The 19,872-nt window shown below is 71.4% G+C and carries 22 protein-coding genes; 9 read left to right on the top strand and 13 right to left on the bottom strand.

Going from position 1 to position 19,872, the window contains the following annotated elements:
* Positions 1–38: 38 nt before the first annotated feature.
* Positions 39–395, bottom strand: a complete 357-nt coding sequence (locus tag ACXKZB_RS01660; RefSeq protein WP_488824446.1) for a VOC family protein — start codon at positions 393–395, stop codon at positions 39–41.
* 177 nt (positions 396–572) lie between these two features.
* Between ACXKZB_RS01660 and ACXKZB_RS01655 the strand changes: the two genes are divergently transcribed.
* From ACXKZB_RS01655 to msrA, 3 genes are all read left to right on the top strand, one after another.
* A complete protein-coding gene (locus ACXKZB_RS01655; RefSeq protein ID WP_123312179.1) occupies positions 573–1,031 on the top strand; it encodes a DUF4383 domain-containing protein in 459 nt (152 codons plus the stop codon).
* A gap of 141 nt (positions 1,032–1,172) precedes the next feature.
* Positions 1,173–1,994, top strand: a complete 822-nt coding sequence (locus tag ACXKZB_RS01650; RefSeq protein WP_488824445.1) for an aldo/keto reductase — start codon at positions 1,173–1,175, stop codon at positions 1,992–1,994.
* A gap of 99 nt (positions 1,995–2,093) precedes the next feature.
* Positions 2,094–2,615, top strand: coding sequence for a peptide-methionine (S)-S-oxide reductase MsrA (msrA, locus tag ACXKZB_RS01645; RefSeq protein ID WP_488824444.1), 522 nt, complete (start codon positions 2,094–2,096; stop codon positions 2,613–2,615).
* Positions 2,616–2,764: 149 nt separating this feature from the next.
* Here msrA and ACXKZB_RS01640 read toward each other — a convergent pair whose 3' ends face one another.
* Positions 2,765–3,766 (bottom strand): aldo/keto reductase, encoded by a 1,002-nt coding sequence (locus ACXKZB_RS01640; protein ID WP_488824443.1) that lies wholly within the window; start codon positions 3,764–3,766, stop codon positions 2,765–2,767.
* 200 nt (positions 3,767–3,966) lie between these two features.
* Here ACXKZB_RS01640 and ppk2 point away from each other — a divergent pair, with 200 nt between their 5' ends.
* The 3 genes from ppk2 (at position 3,967) to ACXKZB_RS01625 (ending at position 6,010) form a co-directional block, all read left to right on the top strand.
* Positions 3,967–4,875 carry a polyphosphate kinase 2 gene (gene ppk2 / locus ACXKZB_RS01635; protein WP_488824442.1) on the top strand — a complete coding sequence of 303 codons (909 nt, stop codon included), beginning with the start codon at positions 3,967–3,969 and terminating at the stop codon, positions 4,873–4,875.
* Positions 4,876–4,961: 86 nt separating this feature from the next.
* On the top strand, positions 4,962–5,498 hold the full coding sequence (locus tag ACXKZB_RS01630; RefSeq protein WP_173170142.1) for a hypothetical protein: 537 nt from the start codon (positions 4,962–4,964) through the stop codon (positions 5,496–5,498).
* Positions 5,495–6,010 (top strand): DUF6611 family protein, encoded by a 516-nt coding sequence (locus ACXKZB_RS01625; RefSeq protein ID WP_488824441.1) that lies wholly within the window; start codon positions 5,495–5,497, stop codon positions 6,008–6,010. The genes ACXKZB_RS01630 and ACXKZB_RS01625 overlap by 4 nt, the downstream gene beginning before the upstream one ends.
* Before the next feature lie 42 nt (positions 6,011–6,052).
* Here ACXKZB_RS01625 and ACXKZB_RS01620 read toward each other — a convergent pair whose 3' ends face one another.
* Positions 6,053–6,862 (bottom strand): N-acyl homoserine lactonase family protein, encoded by an 810-nt coding sequence (locus ACXKZB_RS01620; protein WP_488824440.1) that lies wholly within the window; start codon positions 6,860–6,862, stop codon positions 6,053–6,055.
* Between the two features lie 77 nt (positions 6,863–6,939).
* Between ACXKZB_RS01620 and ACXKZB_RS01615 the strand changes: the two genes are divergently transcribed.
* Both ACXKZB_RS01615 and ACXKZB_RS01610 read left to right on the top strand, forming a co-directional pair.
* The gene (locus tag ACXKZB_RS01615) at positions 6,940–7,590 is read left to right on the top strand and encodes a cyclase family protein (protein WP_488824439.1); all 651 of its coding nucleotides are present in this window, start codon (positions 6,940–6,942) and stop codon (positions 7,588–7,590) included.
* Entirely contained in the window at positions 7,587–8,273 is a 687-nt protein-coding gene (locus ACXKZB_RS01610) for an alpha/beta fold hydrolase (RefSeq protein ID WP_488824438.1), read from the top strand. Before ACXKZB_RS01615 ends, ACXKZB_RS01610 begins: the two co-directional genes overlap by 4 nt.
* 30 nt (positions 8,274–8,303) lie before the next feature.
* Here the strand turns inward: ACXKZB_RS01610 and ACXKZB_RS01605 are convergent, their stop codons facing one another.
* The 10 genes from ACXKZB_RS01605 to ACXKZB_RS01560 form a co-directional block, all read right to left on the bottom strand.
* Entirely contained in the window at positions 8,304–9,581 is a 1,278-nt protein-coding gene (locus ACXKZB_RS01605) for a metal-dependent hydrolase family protein (RefSeq protein ID WP_488824437.1), read from the bottom strand.
* Positions 9,582–9,600: 19 nt separating this feature from the next.
* Positions 9,601–10,419: an ABC transporter ATP-binding protein gene (locus ACXKZB_RS01600; protein ID WP_488824436.1), complete on the bottom strand. Its 819-nt coding sequence runs from the start codon at positions 10,417–10,419 to the stop codon at positions 9,601–9,603.
* Positions 10,416–12,158: a dipeptide/oligopeptide/nickel ABC transporter permease/ATP-binding protein gene (locus tag ACXKZB_RS01595; protein WP_307804535.1), complete on the bottom strand. Its 1,743-nt coding sequence runs from the start codon at positions 12,156–12,158 to the stop codon at positions 10,416–10,418. Before ACXKZB_RS01595 ends, ACXKZB_RS01600 begins: the two co-directional genes overlap by 4 nt.
* Positions 12,151–13,212, bottom strand: a complete 1,062-nt coding sequence (locus ACXKZB_RS01590; protein ID WP_488824435.1) for an ABC transporter permease — start codon at positions 13,210–13,212, stop codon at positions 12,151–12,153. Before ACXKZB_RS01590 ends, ACXKZB_RS01595 begins: the two co-directional genes overlap by 8 nt.
* A gap of 105 nt (positions 13,213–13,317) precedes the next feature.
* The gene (locus ACXKZB_RS01585) at positions 13,318–14,898 is read right to left on the bottom strand and encodes an ABC transporter substrate-binding protein (RefSeq protein ID WP_488824434.1); all 1,581 of its coding nucleotides are present in this window, start codon (positions 14,896–14,898) and stop codon (positions 13,318–13,320) included.
* 110 nt (positions 14,899–15,008) lie between these two features.
* Positions 15,009–16,400, bottom strand: coding sequence for an amidohydrolase (locus tag ACXKZB_RS01580; RefSeq protein WP_488824433.1), 1,392 nt, complete (start codon positions 16,398–16,400; stop codon positions 15,009–15,011).
* A complete protein-coding gene (locus tag ACXKZB_RS01575) occupies positions 16,393–16,998 on the bottom strand; it encodes a cysteine hydrolase family protein (RefSeq protein WP_488824432.1) in 606 nt (201 codons plus the stop codon). Before ACXKZB_RS01575 ends, ACXKZB_RS01580 begins: the two co-directional genes overlap by 8 nt.
* Positions 16,999–17,111: 113 nt before the next feature.
* The gene (locus ACXKZB_RS01570; RefSeq protein ID WP_488824431.1) at positions 17,112–17,651 is read right to left on the bottom strand and encodes a cytidine/deoxycytidylate deaminase family protein; all 540 of its coding nucleotides are present in this window, start codon (positions 17,649–17,651) and stop codon (positions 17,112–17,114) included.
* Positions 17,648–18,409, bottom strand: a complete 762-nt coding sequence (locus ACXKZB_RS01565; protein ID WP_133938734.1) for an amidohydrolase family protein — start codon at positions 18,407–18,409, stop codon at positions 17,648–17,650. Before ACXKZB_RS01565 ends, ACXKZB_RS01570 begins: the two co-directional genes overlap by 4 nt.
* Before the next feature lie 142 nt (positions 18,410–18,551).
* The gene (locus ACXKZB_RS01560) at positions 18,552–19,064 is read right to left on the bottom strand and encodes a hypothetical protein (protein WP_488824430.1); all 513 of its coding nucleotides are present in this window, start codon (positions 19,062–19,064) and stop codon (positions 18,552–18,554) included.
* A 110-nt stretch (positions 19,065–19,174) separates the two neighbouring features.
* Between ACXKZB_RS01560 and ACXKZB_RS01555 the strand changes: the two genes are divergently transcribed.
* Positions 19,175–19,870, top strand: coding sequence for a GntR family transcriptional regulator (locus ACXKZB_RS01555; protein WP_488824429.1), 696 nt, complete (start codon positions 19,175–19,177; stop codon positions 19,868–19,870).
* Positions 19,871–19,872: the final 2 nt, after the last annotated feature.

The following is a 19,872-nucleotide window of genomic DNA, read 5'->3' as shown; positions in this document are numbered from 1 at the left end:
CAGCTGGCACCGGGCCTCCCGTCCGTCCTGGGACCGCGTCAGCCCTGCGGCGGCGCGTAGAACTGCAGGTCGTTGCCCTCGCTGTCCTTGAACGGGACGATCTTGCCCCACGGGTGCTCGCTGATCTCGCCCTGCACGTCCGCACCGCGCTCGCGGATGCTCGCCAGCTCGTCCTCGATCGACCCGTCCGGCTGGAACGTGACGACCGCTCCCCCGCCGCTCGACGGGCTCGCCGACTCACGGCCGTTCAGACCGATCATCAGGCCGTTCGCGTCGATCTCGCTCCAGTCGTCGGACTCGTCCGTGACCGTCAGCCCGAGGGTGTCGCGGTAGAACGCGACCGCCCGCTGCATGTCGGTGACCGGGACCCATACCGCTGCGACTCCGCTTGCCATGGTGCTGCCTTCCGTCGGTGTTGCCGTACGGCGGAGCGTAGGCAGCGGGGCATGCGGGCCGACTCAGCAGGATCACCGGCGTTCGGAAATCGGATGACCCCTGCAATCCGACTGCGCATCGGCCCCGAATCCCCTGTGCGCAACATCCGTGGCGCGCTCGACAAGAGAGGTCTCACCATGACCAGCAACGCAGCAACCGCTCGCAACCGCACCGGCTCGACGTGGACCCAGAAGGGTGCGCTCCTCTTCGGTGTCGTCTTCCTGATCGTCGGCATCGCCGGCTTCATCCCCGGGCTCACGATGGACATGGGATCCATGTCGATGGCCGGCCACGGCTCCATGGCCCTGCTCCTGGGTCTGTTCCAGGTGTCGGTCCTGCACAACATCGTGCACCTGCTCTTCGGCATCGTCGGACTCATCGCAGCCCGTTCGGCGTCGGGCGCTCGCCTGTACCTGGTCGTCGGCGGCATCGTCTACGCGGTCCTGTTCGTCTACGGCCTGTTCACGGCCGGCATGGCGGACCCCGCGAACTTCGTCCCCCTGAACAGCGCGGACAACGTCCTGCACGCGTTCCTCGCCGTCGCGATGATCGTGCTCGGCTTCGTGCTGCCGCGCATCGGCGCGCGCACGCGCTGACCGTCGTCCGTCGTCCGTCGCGTTCGCGCCCGCTGGCGGGCATCGCGCCCATGTGAGTCGGGGCGCGATGCCCGTGCAGGGGCGCGGTGCGCGGCGGCGGCGCTCCACACGTCCACCAACCCGCGGCGTACTGTCCGACGCATGCCCGCTCTCATCGACACGTTCACCCTGTCCAACGGCCTGCACATCCCGAAGATCGGCTTCGGCACCTGGCAGATCCCGTCCGGTTCCGACGCGTACGACGCCACGAAGACCGCGCTCGACCTCGGCTACCGCCACATCGACACCGCCCTGGCCTACGGCAACGAGGCCAGCGTCGGCGAGGCCGTCCGTGACAGCGGCATCCCCCGCGACGAACTCTTCATCACCACGAAGCTGCCGGCCGAGGTCAAGACCGCGTCCGGCGCCCGCGACGCCTTCGAGGAGTCCAGCCGCAACCTCGACCTCGGACACGTCGACCTGTACCTGATCCACGCGCCGTGGCCCTGGAGCGAGATGGGCTCGGACCACCGCGACGGCAACGTCGAGGTCTGGAAGGTCTTCGAGGAGCTCTACGACGCCGGCCGCACCAAGAGCATCGGTGTCTCGAACTTCGCCGTCGCCGACCTCGAGGACCTGCTCGGCCGCACCGACGTCGTCCCGCACGCCAACCAGATCCGCTGGTTCATCGGCAACACCCAGGACGACACGACCGCCTTCGACCGCGAGCACGACATCCTGACCGAGGGATACTCCCCGCTCGCCACCGGAGGGCTGCTCGAGAACGAGCAGATCGCCGAGATCGCGGCGAAGTACGACAAGTCCGTCGCCCAGGTCGCGATCCGCTACCTGCTCGAGAAGGACGTCCTGCCCCTGCCGAAGTCCACGACCCCGTCGCGCATCGCCGCGAACGCCGACGTCGACTTCGTGCTCGCCGCCGACGACGTGGCCGCGCTCGACGCGCTCGAGGACACCACGAACTGACGCGACCCGACATCCGGCGACACGGGAACACCGCAGCCCTGTTGCCGGTTGCACCACACGGTGCCGCAGCCAGCGGCACGACGACCTCAGGAGGCCACCATGACCACCACCGAAACCGCCATCCTCGCCGGCGGCTGCTTCTGGGGAGCGCAGCAGCTCCTCCGTCGCCGACCCGGCATCGTCAGCACCCGCGTCGGCTACTCGGGTGGTGACACCCCGAACGCGACGTACCGCAACCACGGTGACCACGCCGAGGCTGTCGAGATCGTCTTCGACCCGTCGGTGATCTCGTACCGCGACCTGCTCGAGTTCTTCTTCCAGATCCACGACCCGTCGACGAAGGACCGCCAGGGCAACGACGTCGGCCGTGCCTACCGTTCGGCGATCTTCTTCACCTCGCCCGAGCAGGAGCAGGTCGCGCGCGACACCATCGCCGACGTGGACGCGTCCGGCATCTGGCCCGGCAAGGTCGTCACCGAGGTCGAGCCCGCAGGCGACTTCTGGCAGGCCGAAGAGGAACACCAGGACTACCTCGAGAAGTACCCCGCCGGGTACACGTGCCACTTCGTGCGTCCGGGTTGGAAGCTCCCGCACCGCGACGAGGCGACCGCGGCGGTCTAGGGGCAACCCACTGACGGACGGGAGGCGCGGTGCCAGCTGGCACCGTCCCTCCCGTCACGGCCGTCGCCCCGCTGGCGCGGTGCGCCGGTACCGGCGGGTGGGGCCCACCTCCCGTCTGTCATCTCGTCGCGTCCACCGCGCCGCGCGGCTCAGCCGCGCGGCACCAGTGCGTCGATCGCCGCGAGCTCCTCGTCGGTGAGCGGGGCGCCCGCGAGCGAGTCGAGCGTGCCGTCCAGTTGACGGACACTCGATGCCCCGACCAGCGCCGACGTGACGGCCGGCTGCCGGAGCACCCACGTGATCGCGAGCTGCGCGAGCGTCTGCCCGCGTGCTGCCGCGATGTCGTTGAGCGCCCGCGCCGTGGTCAGGTACTCGTCGTCGATGCGGTCCGCACCGAACCAACGGCCCTCGGCGGCACGTGAACCCACCGGCACCGAACCGTCCAGGTACCGGTCGGTCAGCAGCCCACCGGCCAGCGGCGAGAACACGATCGCGCCGGTGCCGAGTCGTGTGAGCTCGTCGAAGAGCCCGTCCTCGGGGACCCGGTCGAACATGTTGTAGCGCGGCTGGTGGATGAGCAGGTGCATGTTCTCGGCGGCGAGCGCCTCGGCTGCCGCGGCGGTCTGCTCCGGGTCGTAGTTCGAGATGCCGGCGTACAGCGCCTTGCCCGAACGGACCGCGGTCACGAGCGCGCTGACCGTCTCCTCGATGGGGGTCTCGGGGTCGGGACGGTGCGAGTAGAAGACGTCGACGTAGTCGAGCCCGAGGCGCCCGAGCGACTGGTCGAGCGACGCGAGCATGTACTTGCGGGAGCCCCGGTCCCCGTACGGGCCCGGCCACATGTCGTAGCCGGCCTTCGTCGACACCACGATCTCGTCGCGGTACGGGCGCAGGTCCGACTCGAGGATGCGGCCGAACTGCTCCTCGGCCGACCCGGGAGGCGGACCGTAGTTGTTCGCCAGGTCGAAGTGGGTGATCCCGCGGTCGAAGGCGTGCAGCACGATGTCGCGCTGCGTCGCGAGCGCCCGGTCGGCGCCGAAGTTGTTCCACAGGCCGAGGGAGATGCGCGGCAGCTTGAGGCCACTCCTCCCCACGCGCTGGTACGGGAGCTGCTCGTAGCGGTCGGCGGCAGGGAGGTGGACGTCAGGCATCGTTGCTCGATCCGGGTCGGGGACTTGGCCGCTGACGACGCTAGTGGATGACGACCGGGCGGCACGGTGCGGCGTCGGCTGAGCAGGACGACCTCCACCGGGACGACACGCGTGGTTCGGCGTCCGTGCGGCTGTGCAGGACAGGATGGGGGACGAACCGATCGACGGACCGTCGACCGGTGGGCAGTGAGGGAGACACCGTGGACACAGCGCCGTACTCGCAACCGCTCCGGGAGTACATCGAGCAGCTCCGGACCGAGGGCTACAGCGTCGCGGACGGACACACTGCCGACCCGGACCTCATCGACCCGCACGGCAACCCCGTCCTCACGTGGCGCGACGACTACCCGTACGACGAGCGTCTGCCGCGTGACGAGTACGAGTACTCGAAGTACCAGCTGCAGATCGAACTGCTGAAGTGCCAGTACTGGCTCGAGGACACCGGGCAGAAGGTCGTCGTGCTGTTCGAGGGGCGCGACGCCGCCGGCAAGGGCGGCACCATCAAGCGGTTCACGGAACACCTGAACCCCCGGACCTCGCGCGTCGTGGCGCTCAGCAAGCCGAGCGAGCGGGAGCGCGGCGAGTGGTACTTCCAGCGCTACGTGCAGCACCTGCCGTCGGCCGGCGAGATGGTCCTGTTCGACCGTTCCTGGTACAACCGCGCCGGCGTCGAGCGGGTCATGGGGTTCTGCGACGACGCCGAGTACGAGTCGTTCATGACCCAGGTGCCGCAGTTCGAGCGGATGCTCGTCGACTCCGGCATCCACCTGACGAAGTTCTGGTTCTCGGTCACGCGCCGCGAGCAGCGCACCCGGTTCGCGATGCGGCAGCTCGACCCGGTCCGCCGGTGGAAGCTGTCCGACATCGACCTGCTGTCCCTCGACCGCTGGGAGGACTACACCGAGGCGAAGAACGCCATGTTCACGCGCACCGACAAGCGGTACGCGCCGTGGACCATCGTGCGGTCGAACGACAAGAAGCGCGCCCGCCTGAACGCGATGCGGTACTTCCTGACGCAGTTCGACTACCCGGACAAGGCCGTCGACGTGATCGGCAAGCCGGACCCGCTCATCGTGCGGCGCGGCAAGCGGGACGTCGACATCGAGTGAGCAGGCCGTCAGGAGTGGGCACTCGGGCGTAGGGGTTCCGTCAGGGCACCTTCCCCCTTGCCTGTCCGCGCGGGAACGTGTCCGGTGTGACACTGACAGCGATCATGCCGACGCTCCGTGCGTCCCTGCCGGATCCGATGGACCCGGTCCTGTGGCCGGCCCACACCGTGGCGACCACCGACGACCTGGTCGTCGCCGCGATCTCGATGGTCCGGCTCGCCGACCTGACCGGCACCCCGAGCGTGCACACCGCGGAACAGTCGCCGCCGCGCTACCGCCCCCGCGGCTGGACCCCCCGAGACGTCAGCGTCGCGGTCGCGTCGGTGACCCGGGTGCGACGGCCGCGCACCGGGGTGGTGCTCCTGGAACTGGACGCGGTCCTGCCGACCTGCGCCGTGCTCGACCAGGTGCGCCTGATCGGACGCCGGAGCACCGCTCCCCTCGCCACGATGTACGTCGTCACCCGATGTGACGGTCAGGCCGACGGTCCGTTCCACCGCCTCCCGGCTCCGCTGCCGGCCGACGTCCGCGATGGCGACCTGGTCTGCTTCCCCTGCCTGACGACCGTCCGGCACCGGGACGTCGTCCCGGTCCGCGCCGAACTCCTGCCGGTGGGACGGTGACCACGGCGACGTCCGTCCGCGACCGCCTGATCGAGGGGCCGCACCTGTGGGGCCGCTACACGATCCGGCCGGTGGGACGCACGATGTGGACCTCGCGGACACTCGTCGTGTTCCCGCCCGGGACGAACACGAGTGAGCGCCTGCTGCTCCGGGCGTGGCACGTGTGGCCCGCCGTCGGGGCGTTCACCGCGCTCGTGGTCGTGGTCCTCGCGGTCTCGGTACCGGCGGCGGGCATGCCCGTCGGGCTCGCCCTGTACGCCGCGGGGTTCGTCGTCCTCGGCCGGGCCACCAGGCGGCTGCGGCCACGGGTGCGCTCGATCACCGTGACCACGTTCCTGGGCAACGGTCGGCCGGAGGTGCACGGCGACGAGCGACTCCTCGCCGGGTCGCTCGACGCGCTCTCGATCCTGGAACGGGCGGTGCGGGCGCACCGGCTCGCGCCCGTCGACTTCGAGCTCATCTGGGCGGACGTGTGGGCTGCACTGCCGGAGCAACCACCGCGGGCAGGGTGACCCATCCCGAGCGCGGTGCCCCGCTGGCTCGGACCCGCCGGCTCAGCGCCGCCAGGCCGCCCACTCGGGGTCGTGCCCGGGCCAGACCTCGACGCCGGGCTCGGCGGCCAGGTCCGCCAGCCGGTCGATCGAACGCTGCGCCTCGAGCTCGTCCCCGGCCCGCCCCACCCACCCACACGGAGTCCGCTCGGTGAGGTTCCGCTCGAGGTCGGCGGCGTCGCACGCGAGCACCACGGTCCGATCCGGCAGGTCGACGCGGAACGACTGGTGCCCCGGCGTGTGCCCGCGGGTGTCGAGTGCGGTCAGGCCGGATGCAAGTTCCGTGTCCCCGTCGAGCAGGGACACCCGGACGTCGGCGTCGAGCACGTCGTCGACGACGACCGTCTCCCGCCGACCGATGCCGCTCCGCAACCAGTCCCACTCCCGTCGCTGCAGCGCGACCGGGGTGCCCGGTGGGACGAGCCGGAGGCCGCCCGTGTGGTCGAGGTGCACGTGCGAGATCGCGCAGAGCGCCAGGTCGGCCCACGCCAGTCCCGCAGCCGCGACCCCCTCGGCGAGCGCGTCGCCCGGTGGCACGACCGCGGTGTAGCTCTCGTACTCGTAGTGCGCGGCGCGCGCCTCGGGGTCGCGCACGCGGTCGACGTTGAACCCCCCGTCGAGGAGCACCCAGCCGTGGTCGAAGACGACGGCCGCGGCGGTGACGGGTTCGAGGAGGAAGCGTGCGGGATCGCCGCCCCGCAGGGAGATCGACTCGGGGATCGGTTCCCACCCGAGCACGAGCGGCACGAGCCCGCGTGGCCGGCCCCCGAGTGCGGGTCCGGTCCACACCGCCCCGTCGAACGTCTTCGCCATGCCCTTGCACCTCCGGCCTGATTGGATACAATTTGTGCCAATCCGAATCCATTGTGCCGGAGTTCCGGGAGGACGCCATGACCGACGCGATCGACATCAACATCCCCATCTCCCCCGAGATGCTGCACTGGGGCCGGCGCCCCACGTTCGAGATGGTCGAGGAGATCGCGGACGGGTACCCGTCGGACGTGTCCCGCTGGCTGATCGGTGCGCACACGGGCACGCACGTCGACGCCCCGTCGCACTTCGTGCCCGGTGCGACGACCGTCGACGAGATCGCGCTCGAGAGCGTGGTCGGCCCGGTCCGCGTCCTCGACCTGCGACACGTCGTCGAGGAGATCACCGCCGACGACCTCGAGGTGGCGGGTGCGGCCGGTGCCGAGCGCGTGCTGTTCCGCACGCGCAACTCGACCGACGCGCTGACCCGGAACGAGCGGTCGGAGACGTGGGTCGGCCTCGGCCCGAGCGGTGCACAGTGGCTGGTCGACCGCGGGGTCCGGTTCGCCGGCATCGACTACATGACGATGGAGGCCCCGGCGCACACCGAGGCGTGGCCGACACACGTCGCCCTGTGCGGCGCCGGCGTCGTGATCCTCGAGAACGCGGACCTGTCCGAGGTCGAACCCGGCGACTACCTGATGGTCTGCCAGCCGGTGCCGTTCGCGGGGCGCGAGGCCGCTCCCGCTCCGACCGTCCTGCTCCCCCTCGCCGTGGCGACCCACGCATGAGCGTCCACGTGGTCCTGGTCCACGGTGCCGGCGGTTCGCCGTCCACCTGGTCGTCCGTCACCCCACTCCTGCGCGACCGCCGCATCCCGTACACGCTCGCCGACAACGCGATGACCTCGCTCCGCGACGACGAGGCGTCGGTCCGCGCCCTGGTCGACGGCATCGACGGCCCGGTCCTGCTCGTCGGCCACTCCTACGGCGGCGCCGTCATCACGAACGCGGGCACGCACGACCGCGTCGTCGGGCTGGTCTACGTCGCAGCCTTCGCCCCGGACGCCGGTGAGTCGGTCTCCGGGATCGTCGAGACCCGGGAACCCGCTCTCGTCTCGCAGTACATGCACCGCGGCCCGGCCGGCGAGTGGATCGCACAGGACGACGAGGAGTCGCGGCTGGCGCTCGCCTGGGACGTCCCGGAGGACGTGCTGCGCGCCGCACGTGCCGAGGGGCGGGTCACCGCCGACGCCGCCTTCCAGCAGCCCACGGCAGAGCCCGCCTGGCGGACCCGCCCGAGCTGGTACCTGGTCGCCACGAGCGACCGGCACCTGCTGCCCGCGATCCAGCGCGACTTCGTCGCCCGGATGGGTGCGGTGGTCGACGAGGTCGACACGAGCCACGCCGTCGCGCACGCCGCTCCGGACCGGGTCGTCGCCGTCATCGAGCGCGCGGTGGCCGCGCTGCGCTGACCACCGCCGGCTGCGCGGGTGGCGCCACGGTCAGGAGGCCGTGGTCACCAGTCCGTCGAGGTCCTTGACCACACGACCCGCCTGCAGGACCGCGCGCACGCTGGCAGCGTCGGCCAGCGCGCCGACGTCGGCGAGCGGGTCGACGCCCGAGACGACCAGGTCGCCGGCCTTGCCGGGCTCGACGGAGCCGAGCCGGGCCTCCAGACCGAGCAGCCGGGCACCCTGCAGCGTGCCGGCCGTGATCGCGGCGAGCGGCGAGAGCCCGACCTGCACGAGGCGGGCGAGTTCGGCGAGGTTCCGACCGTGCGGGTGCACACCCGCGTCGGTGCCGAGCGCGACGGGCACGCCGGCAGCGACGGCGCGTCGCACGCTGTCGAGGCCGCGAGCGTGCAGTGCCGCGCGCTGTGCGAGGCGTTCGGCAGAGGCGGTGGAGGGGTCGAGTTCGCGTAGGAGCGTGCTGAGGGTGGGGACGAGCACCGTGCCGCGTTCGACCATGAGCGCGATGGTGTCGTCGTGCAGGTCGTAGCCGTGTTCGATGCTGGCGGCTCCGCCGAGCACGGCGGCACGGGCCGCGGCGTCGGTGAGCGCGTGGGCGGTGACCGGGCGGCCGCCGCGTTCGCCGACCAGGCGGACGACGAGCCGCACCTGGTCCTCGGTGATGCCGATGTCGTCCGGGTCGTCGGTCGGCGAACCGACCCCACCGGACGTGGAGACCTTGATCGCGTCGGCGCCGGTGCGGAGCAGCGAGCGGACCGTCCGGACGACGTCCTCGTCGGTGTCCACGACGCCCGGTGTGGGCATGCCCGGCCGGACGGCCCAGGCCGGCAGCGACCCGTTCGGCCGGACCGGGTCGGCGTGGCCACCGGTCGGCGAGAGCATGGCGATCGCGAGGTGCAGGCGCGGACCGACGACGGTGCCCCGGGCGACGGCGTCGCGGTAGCCGGGGGTGAGCCCGTCCAGGTCCCGCGCGGTCGTGACGCCGGCGTGCAGGGTGCTCCGGAGCACCTCGGCGACCTCGAGCACGTGCTCCTCCGGGAACCGTGCCCGCTGCTCCTCGGGTGTCGTCGGCACCATGCTGAGGTGCACGTGCGCGTCGACGAAGCCGGGCAGCAGCCACCGGCCGGACAGGTCGACCGTCGGCACGTCCGCGGCCGGGGCGCGCCGTGGACCGACGTAGGTGACGTCGCCGTCACGCAGCTCGACCTCGGCGTCGGTGCGGGGCGGCGCACCCGTGCCGTCGACCAGGGTCGCGCCGACCAGTCGGAGCACGCCGTCGGCGTGCGGGGTCGTCGGGAGTCGTGCCGCCACAGCGGGCCTTCCGGGTCGGTCAGCCGGCCAGGCTGAAACGTGCGGAACCGGGGTCCGCGTCGAGCAGGCGGCGCGTGTACCAGTGCTGCGGATCGGCGTAGATCTGCTCGACCGGACCGGCCTCGACGACCTCACCCTGGTACAGCACGACGACCTCGTCGCTCACACGTTGCACGACCGCCAGGTTGTGCGAGATGAACATCATCGTCAGGCCGAGGGACTCCTTGATGTCGGCGAGCAGCTCCAGGATCTGCGCCTGCACCGAGACGTCGAGCGCCGAGGTGATCTCGTCGGCGATGACCAGGTGCGGGTCGATGACCAGGCCGCGGGCGATGGCGATGCGCTGCCGTTGCCCGCCGGAGAACTCGTGCGGGTAGCGGTGCATCATGTCCCGGGATAGCCCGACCCGCTCGAGCCAGCCGCCGATGCGGTCCTCGTGGGTGGCGACCCGGGGGCGGACGGGGTCGATCGCCTCGGCCAGGGTCTGCGCGACGGTCCGTCGCGGCGAGAGCGACGAGTACGGGTCCTGCGGGATCATCTGGACCCGGCGGCGGTAGCCGCGCAGGGTCGACCGGTCGGCCGCGGTCAGGTCGACGCCGTCCACCGCGGCGCTGCCCGAGGCGGGCTTCACGGTGCCGACCAGGACCTTGGCGAGCGTGGACTTGCCCGAGCCGGACTCGCCGACGACGCCCACGGTGCGACCTCGCTCGAGGCGGAGGTCGACGCCGCGCAGGACGGTCGTCGAGCCGAACGCGACGTCGAGGGCGCGGACGTCGATCATGGGGGCCGTGCCGGTGTCGGTTGCGCGGCGTTCGCGCGTCGTCGTGGTGTCGGTCATGCGTGTGCCTCCGCCTGCTCAGTGCGCGTGGACTCCGTGGGCACCGTCACGACCGGAGTGGCCGCCAGGAGCTGCTTCGTGTACGGGTGGTCGACGGTGTCCGGGGAGAGCCCGGCGACGTCGTCGATGCGCTCGACGATCTCGCCGTTCCGCATCACGAGGACCCGGTCGCACAGTGCGCGGACGACGCCGAGGTCGTGGGAGATGAACAGCACGGCGGTGCCGGAGTCCTCGTTCATCCGCTTCAGCACGGTCAGCACCTCACGCTGGACGGTGACGTCGAGGGCGGTGGTCGGTTCGTCCGCGATGAGCAGGTCGGGCTTCGTGCTCATCGCCGACGCGATCATCGCGCGCTGCTTCATGCCGCCGGAGAGCTGGTGCGGGTACTGGCGCAGTCGACCCTCGGGATCGGTCAGCATCACGGCGCGGAAGCCCTGCGTCAGGAGCCGGATCGCGTCACGTCGGCTGTGGCGCAGCCGCATCCGCAGCACGTCGGACAACTGGATGCCGAGCACCATGGCCGGGTTCAGCGCGGTGCCCGGGTCCTGGTAGACCAGGCCGATGCGGGATGCGAGCACGCGGTCCGGCACGCGACCGAGCAGGTCGACGCCGCCGAGTTCGAGCCGCCGCGCGGAGCCCTCGAGTCCCTCGCCCAGCAGCTTGGCGACGAGCGAAGCCGTCAACGACTTGCCCGAACCGGACTCGCCGACGATCCCGAGCACTTCGCCCCGCCGGATGGTGAACGAGACGTCCTTGACCAGGGCGCGTCCGCTGGCGGCGTGCTGCACCGAGATGCCGTCCGCGACGAGCACGGCGTCGTCCTCGACCGCGAGCGTCGACGGGCCGGTCGCGCGGGTGGTGCGGGACCGCGTGGTGTTCGACCGCGGGTTCGCGGCAGCGGCCAGTCCGTCCCCGACGAGCAGGGCGGCGAGGGAGGCGAAGGTCAGCGCGACCGCGGGGCCGACGATGACGACGGGGTTCACGACGATCCGGTCCAACCCGTCGTTGAGCAGGGTGCCCCAGTCGAACGCCGGGGTCTGCGCGCCGAGGCCGATGAAGGACAGTCCGGAGATCTCGACGAGCGATCCGGAGAAGGCGCCGGCGATCAGGATCAGCGTCGGCTCGGCCATGTTCGGCAGGACGTGCCGCATCGCGACGCGGTGCGCCGGGACCCCCATCAGGCGTGCCGTCGTGACGTACTCGCTGGTGGAGATCTTCGCCGCCAGGTTGGCGGTCAGACGGGCGAAGCCGGCGATGTTCGCGACGGCGATGGCCACGACGACCTGCACCATGCCCTGCCCGAGGATCGCTGCGACGATGATCGCGACGAGCATCGTCGGGTAGCTGACCGCGAACTCGATCCCGCGCAGCCCGAGCTCGCGCACCCGGCGGGGGGCGAGCCAGACGCCGATGCCGAGCGCGATGCCGACGATCGCGGACAGGGCCGTGGCGGCGAGCGCCATCAGGACCGTGGCCCGGGTGGCGACCAGGGTGCGCGCGAGCATGTCGCGGCCGAGGGTGTCGGTACCGAGCGGGTGCTCGGCGGTGGACCCCAACCCAGAGGTACCGCCGATGCCCGTGGCCTGGGCGCCGAACACGAACGGGGCGACGACCGCCACGATCAGGATCAGCCCGAACATCGCCAAGCCGACGATCAGCCCGCCGTTCCACGCGAAGGTCCGGGGACGCGATGCCGGGTCGGTGGTGGCGGCCCGGACGGTGGTGATGGTGTCAGCCACGCTTCTCCCCGAGGGTGCGCGGGTCGATGAGACCCAGGATGATGTCGATGACCAGGGTGATCACGAGCGAGATGAGCCCGATCACGAAGACCGCGGCGCGGATCACGGGGTAGTCCTTGTCCACCGCGATCGCCTGCACGATGACGCCGCCCAGGCCCGGCCACGCGAAGACCGCCTCGGTGATGAGTGCCGAGCCGAGCAGGGCCGTCAGGATGATCCCGGACAGCGTCAGTGCGGTGGTGAGCAGGTTCGGCAGCATGTGCTTGGCGTAGATCGACAGCGCCGGCAGCCGCCACCCGCGGGCGGTGCGCATGTAGTCCTGCTCGAGGATGACGGCGGTCTCGCGGCGGACGATGCGGGCCACCGAGCACGTGCCGCCCACGGTGAGCGAGGCGATCGGCAGGACCGCCGCCGCGCCGAAGTCGTAGGCCGGCGAGTACGCGGGCGGCAGCACGTGCAGCAGGACCGCGAAGACGACGACGAACCCGGTGGCGAGCACGTACGTGGGGATCGACGAGATCAGGCCGGTGACCGCCGAGAACGAGACGTCGAGCCAGCGGTGCCGGTCGCCGCGGGTGAGGACACCGACGGTCATGCCGAGTGCGAGTCCGAGGACGAGCAGCAGCAGGACCGCGGCGATCGTGATCGTCAGCGTGTACGGCACGGCCGTCATGACGATGTCCATCGCCGGCGCGCGGTACTTGTACGAGTCACCGAAGTCGCCCTGCACGACGCCGGCGACGTAGTGCCACAGCTGGACGGGGATCGGCTGGTCGAGACCGAGTTGGTGCCGGACGAGCTCGACCTGGGCGAGCGTCGCGGTGTCGCCGGCGATGGCCGTTGCCGGGTCGCCGGGGATGAGCTGCACGATGAGGAACGTCACGAGGACGAGCAGCGCCAGGTTGATGACGAGTCCGACGGCGCGACGGAGCAGGAAGCGGCGCCATGCGCCACCGAGGCTCGCGGCCCGGGGTGCTGTGGCGGTCGGGGTCCCCGGAGACCCGGGGGTGCCCGGACCGGGCACGGGGAGATGGTCGACGGTGGTGGTGCTCATCGCGGGTCCTCCTGGTGCTCCGGTCCGGGCTGGGGTGGTGCGGTGGTGCGCGTTGGGTGGTGCGTGGTGCGTGGCGCGGTGCTTGGTGCTCGTTCGGTCAGGCGATCAGGAGACGATCCGCATTGCGGAGACGTCCCAGTACCCCGAGAACACGTGGGTCTCGAAGCCCTTGCGGGCGACGTACCGGTGCGTGTCCGTGATGAGCGGGGTCATGTCGACGCGCTCGAGGATCGACTTCTGCGCGGTGGCGAAGTCCTCGCACTGCTGGTCGGCGTCCGACGTGGCCATCGCCGCCTGGTAGGCCGCGAGTCCCTCGGGGTTGTCGCTCGACGACACGTTGGTGCCGCCCTCGGCGTAGGTCGGGCCGACGTAGCGCGCGATCGAGGTGTTGATCAGCCCGGTCTGCGCGTCCTCGGCCGCCACGGCGACGTCCCAGGTCTTGGGTTCGGTGCGCATCTGCTTGGTCCAGTCGGCAGGGTCCGGAGCCGAGACCTTCACGGTCGCACCGGCGTTCCGGAGCGACTCCGCCAGGAAGTCGGCGGCGGGGTCCCAGTTCGACATGATGAGCAGCCGGATCGTCTTGCCCGTGAGCTCCTTCGTCGCGGCCTTCGCGTCGTAGGACTGCACGAGGGACGAGTCGTCCAGCGCGCAGCGGTAGCTCGCCGCGTTCACCGTGTTCTGCTCGACCCCGAGTCCGTCGAGACCGGCGTTGTTGAACCCCTTCGTGTCGATCGCCTGGGCGACCGCGGCACGGAGCGGCTGGTCGTCGGCGAACACCGAGCCGGAGCCCTCCGCCTCGTTGAACACGAGGTTGTAGGCCGAGCTGGCGAACTGCACGGTGGAGTAGTCGTCGCCGCTGAAGCGCTCGGCGTTCGAGTCGTAGAAGCGTGCGACGTCGACACCGCCGGACTGCAGCAGGTTGGCGCTCGTGTTCGAGTCGCCCTGCACGGTCAGGTTGATCGTCTTGGCCGGCTCACCGGTGACGGTCTTCCACGCCGGCCAGGCGTCGTAGTCGGACCGCAGCGCGTAGGAGACGCTCTTGCCGGCCGAGGACTTCGCGAGCGTGTACGGGCCGGACCAGGCGCCGTCGACGGTGCCGGCCGCGAGGCCCTTCGTGTCGGCGAGACCGGCCGGGCAGATGATCCCGGTACCGGGGCGGGTCAGGCCGCCGAGCAGCTGCGAGTACGGCTCGCTGAGCGAGATCGTCAGCGTGCCGGCGGCGTCGTCGGCGGTGAACTCCGGGTCACCCGAGCCGAAGGCCTGGTTCTTCCAGGTCTGCGCACCCGAGTCGTCGAGGCCGACCAGGTACTCGAAGGACTTCTCGACGACCGTCGGCGTGATCTCGGTGCCGTCGGAGCACGTGGCGCCGTCGCGGATCGTGAACTCGTACTTCGACGCCGACTCGGCGTCCCACTTCGTCGCGAGCCCGCCGATGTAGCCGCCGTCGTCGCCCTCGCCCTGTCGGAGCAGGGTGTCGAAGCCGAGTCGTGCGACCTCGACGTCCGAGCTGGCCGAGGCCTTCGCGGGGTCGAAGGTCGCCGGGGCGTACCAGAGCTCTGCGTTGATCGTGTCGGTGCTCGACGAGCTGTCGCCGCCGTCGGCGGAGCCGGACGCGGTGCACGCGCTCAGCGAGAGTCCGACGGCGGTCGCCAACGCGACGCCGACGAGGATGCGCTTCCTCACCATGGTGCTGTCCTCCAGTGGGATTCGGGGTGATGCCAGGGAGTCAGTCCCAGGGTCGGGTCCAACTTGGATCCAATTTAGAACAATCCGCATCCAACTGTGTTTCGAGTGGATTACATCTGACCGGGACGAGCCGCGGCGTCGAAGACCGTCGCGCCGCCGACGTCGGTGCGCAGGACCCGCGCCGCGGCGAACTCGTCGACCGTGCACGCGGCCGGGTCCACGTCGAGCAGCACCCAGTCCGACAGGGCGCCGGCGCGCAGCACGCCGCGGCGGTCCTCGGCGAAGGACGCGTGTGCGGCACCGCGCGTGTAGGCCTCGACCGCCTCGAGCACCGAGAGCGCCTGTGCCGGGCCGATCGGCTCATCCAGGCCGCGCATCCGACGGGCTGCGGCGACGGGGACCACCTCGCGCGGATCGAAGGGGAAGTACGGCGCGTCCGAGCCCATGGCGACCGTGGCGCCGGCGTCGGCCCAGGTCCGCATCGGGTTGACCTCGTCGACACGGCTGCCGAGCCGGCGCTGCAGCCCGGCGGCGTTCTTCCAGGCGATCGAGGGCTGCAGCGACGCCACGACGCCGAGGCGTGCCGCACGGTCGGCGCTCGCGACGCTCGGTTCGAGGTACGCGTGGATGAGCTGGCAGCGGAGTCCGGCGACCGATCGTCCCGTGTCCCGTTCCGCTGCCTCGAGCCCGTCGAGCACCTCGGCGACCGCACGACTGCCCACCGCGTGCACACCGAGCCCCCACCCCGTGGCCACGCACGACGACGCCAGACGGGCGAAGTCAGCCGCCGAGATCCGCTGCACGCCGTGGTCGTCGCCGGTCCAGGGCCGTTCGAGCAGCGCCTGCCCCTTCATGCCCTCGCCGTCGTAGTAGACCTTGACCGGGCCGAGCCGGAGGCGGTCGTCGCCGTCACCGGTCACGCCGTCGATCGAGTCGAGCACCGCCAGGGCCGCGTCGACGTCGGGGACCGCTGCACTGCCGAGCTCGGGGTAGGGCATCGCGACCACGCGCAGCGTCAGGAGTCCCTGCCGGTGCGCCTCCCGGTACCCCTCGAGCTCGGGCAGCGTGACGGCCGGGTCGACGACGCCGGTGAACCCCATCGCGTGCAGCAGCGGCTGGATGCGACGGATCGCGGCGAGCCGGTCCTCGAGCGTCGGCGGTGCGTCCCCGATCCAGTCCGGGGCGTCCGGGTCCGCGTCGCCGTCGGCGAGCATGGCGGCCGAGAACGTCGCTGCGTCGGCGTCGGCGTCCACGAGCTGCAGCGCTTTCAGTCCGGCACGCTGCGCGTGTGCGTGCGCATCGGTGAACCCCGGCAGGACGGTGCCCTCGACGTGGTCCTCTGCTGCGCCTTCCGGAGCCGCCGCCCGCACGTCGTCGAGCGTCCCGATGGCCGCGATCCGGTCGCCGACCACGAGCAGGGCCTCGGCGGTCGGCTGCACCGGGTCCATCGTCCGGACGTGCCCGACGACGATCCGCGCGGACCGCCCGGCCGCCTCACACACCGACGGGCTCCCGCTCGTCGAGCCAGGTGCGCACGTCCGCGGCGGTCACCAGGGCGTCCCGCTGCAGGTACCCGATCGCCTCGAGTGCCGCGTCGTGCGCGCGTTCGCTCGACCCGGCGACGCAGTCGGTCAGGACCCGGACGGCGTAGTCGTGCTGGTGGGCGTCGGCCGCCGTGTAGTGGATGCAGACGTCGGTGAGTCCGCCCACGAGCAGGACGGTGCCGGCCTTGTACGCCTTGAGCACGATTTCGAGCTCGGTGCCGAAGAACGCCGAGTAGCGCCGCTTGCGGATGACGAACTCCTCGGGTCGAGGATCGATCCACGAGGCCAGCTCGGTCTGCTCCTCGCCCTCGATGCAGTGCGGGCCCTCGGCGCCGTCGAGTTCCCGACCGATGTCGACGAGGTCCGGCTTGTGGACCTCCTGGATGAAGACGACGGGCACGCCCGAGGAGCGGCAGTGCTCGATGAGGTCACGCACTCGCGGTGCGCGCTCGGCACGGCCGCCCATCACGGGGATGCCGGGCGTGGGCATCGTCGAGGCGGCTCCGCCCTGGACGTCGACGACGATGAGGACGGGGTTGCCGGAGACGGCGAGCATGCTGGTGGTTCCTTCCGGGACGGATCGTGCAGCGGGTGGGGACCGGTGCGCGCCGTCGCCGTCATCCTCTGACGGGATCCGACACCGCACGGGTCCGGGGTGTTTCGGGGGCGTTAAACCTCAGGTGTCGCCGAACCGAAGGGTGTCGCCGAACCGAACGGCGTCGCCGCCGCTCCGGCCGCCGCCCGCGCGCTCCGCCGCCGCCGGAAGGGCAGCAGCTCGGCGATCCCGACCGGCCCGAACCCGTCCCCGACCGCGACCCACACCCGGGCGTCGGGCGCGTGGTCACCGAGCAGCTCCGCGCAGACCCCGCACGGCTCGATCAGGTGCATCGTCCCGCCCGGCCTGCGGAGCACCCCCACGACCGACACCACCGGCGACCCGGCGACGACGGCCGCGCTCAGTGCCGCGGACTCGGCGCACACCGACGCGCGGCCGGCCGATGCCTCGACGTGCAGCCCGGTGACCACACTCCCGTCGGCGAGCCGGAGTGCCGCGGCGACCTCGTGCACCCCCGTGCGGTACCGCCGGTCGAGCACGTCCGTCGCGATCCGGAGCAGCTCCTGGTCCGCGGCGTCCATCCCGGACGGCGGGCCGGCGAGCACCGGTCGGGCACTGCCGCCGGACGGAGCCCCGCCCGTCGAGTCGCTCACGACCAGCCCAGGATCCGCGCCATGTTGCCACCCTCGACCAGGGCCCGGTCGGCCTCGTCCGGGATCGCCTTCGCGATCTTCATGCGCTCGAGGTCGAAGTCGCTGCCCGGCCACTCCGACCCGAGCAGGATCTTCTCCGCGCCGAGGCGCGCGTACGCCCGCTTGACGTCGGACATCAGGGTGGCCGAGGTCTCGAGGTACACGTGCGGGTTCCGCTCGGCGACGATGATCGCCTCCGGCACGTTCCACACCGCACCCATGTGGGCGATGATCGTCGGCACCGTCGGGAAGTTCCTCGCGATCTCCTCGATGGAGAACGGTGCACAGAACGCGTCGTCGAGTGCGTTGATCAGCACCGGCAGGCCGAGCTCGGCGCAGACCTCGAACAGCGGGTCGAGCAGGCCGTGGTCCGCGACGTGGTAGCCGTGCAGGCTGGGGTGCAGCTTCAGGCCGACCAGCCCGCCCTCGGCGAAGCGACGGATCTCGTCGGTCGCGTTCTCCCACTGCGGCATGACCTGGCCGAAGCCGAACAGCCGGTCCGGGTGCGCGGCGACCAGGTCCATCAGGAAGTCGTTCTCGATCCCCTGCGCGAGCGAGCAGACCATGGCGCGGTCGACCCCCGCGGCGTCCATGCGGTCGAGGATCCGGTTCGCGTCGAACGGCGTGTACGCCGGCGGCTCCTCACCCGGGCGCACGCCGCTCAGGTAGTCACTGCGGCCGCGGCGGTCCTGGGTGGTGTTGTAGGCGTCGATGATCATCGTGGGCGTCTCCTCGTCGGCGGCTCGTGGGGCGGAACTCCCCCGCATGTGATCCGATACTGCCAGAATTGGATCCAATTTGGTAGCGCTGGGTCGCGGAGTACCCCCGCGTGGAGGTCCGACGCACCCACGCCGCGCCGGCTCAGTGCACGATGACCATCGCGCCCATGGCCAGCACGCTCACCAGCGACGCCGCCCGGCGCACGGATTCGACCCGCGGCACCCGGCCGCCGACGACGTTCCACAGCACCACACCGGCGTGCACCGCGACCGCCACCCCGACCGGCAGCAGCACCGCACCGTGGGAGTGCCCCGCGCCGGCACCGGCACCGGCACCGGCACCGGCATGGCCACCTGCGAGCAGCACGAACACCGCACCGAGCAGCATCCCGAGCGCGTGCAGGTGGTCACCAGCGGGGCGACTCCGGCGACGCCACCGGTCCACGGCAGCCGTGCCCATCGCGCAGCCACCGAGCAGGAGCGCCCAGAACGGCGCCGGCACCACGTGGAGCGCCGGCACGTGGACGTCGAGCATCGCGACGAGCATCACCGCCTCGGCGACGAGTGCGACCAGCCCGATCCGTCGCCCGCCGGCGATGCCGAGCCCGAGCGCACCGATGGCTGCGACGAGCATGACGACGAGCAGCGCGGGCATGATTGGATCCAATCACGCGCGAGTCGGATACGGCAACGGGATCCAACACCTGGCAGGATTGGATCCGCAGCGGGGGTTCGCTGTGACGACGTACCGAGGGAGACCACGACGTGACCACCAGCGACGGCAACGCACTCGTCGACGACCTCGCCGCCCGGATCCGCGCGAAGATCATGTCCGGCGAGATCTCCATCGGCGCACCGCTCCGCCAGGCCGACCTCGCCGCGCAGTTCGGGATCAGCCGCACCCCGGTCCGCGAAGCACTCCGCCAGCTGCAGACCGGCGGCCTCATCGAGGTCGTCCCGAACCGTGGCGCCGTCGTCCGGGTGCCGGTGCCGTGGGAGGTCCGCGAGGCCTACGAGGTCCGCGCCGAGCTCGAGTCGCTCGCAGCCCGTCGCGCCGTCGACCGGCTCGACGACGCCACGATCGCGCAGCTCCGCTCGGTGAACCAGGCGATGTACGAGCGCTCCCTGGCGGCGGCCGAGGGCGAGCAGCCGAAGCAGCGCGAGGGCAGCGACAACGACCAGTTCCACGGGCTCATCTACCAGGCCTCCGGCAACACCCGGCTGACCAGGATGCTCGTCGAGATCAACGACGCCTTCCCGCGCAACGTCTCAGCCCTGGTGCTCCGCGAGAACTCCCGGCACCGCGAGGAGAACTTCCGCGAGCACGAGGAGCTCATCGAGGCGTTCGTCGCCGGGGACCGCGAGCGCGCCGCCGAGCTCATGCGCGACCACGTCCTGCGCGCCGGCGAGCACCTGGCGCACTGGTACGAGCGCCGCTCGTCCACCGTCTTCACCGGCTGACC

It is taken from the genome of Curtobacterium sp. ABR8 (assembly GCF_057812125.1).
Note: the sequence above shows the minus strand (reverse complement) of the source record. Positions and strands in the feature narration are given on the sequence as shown.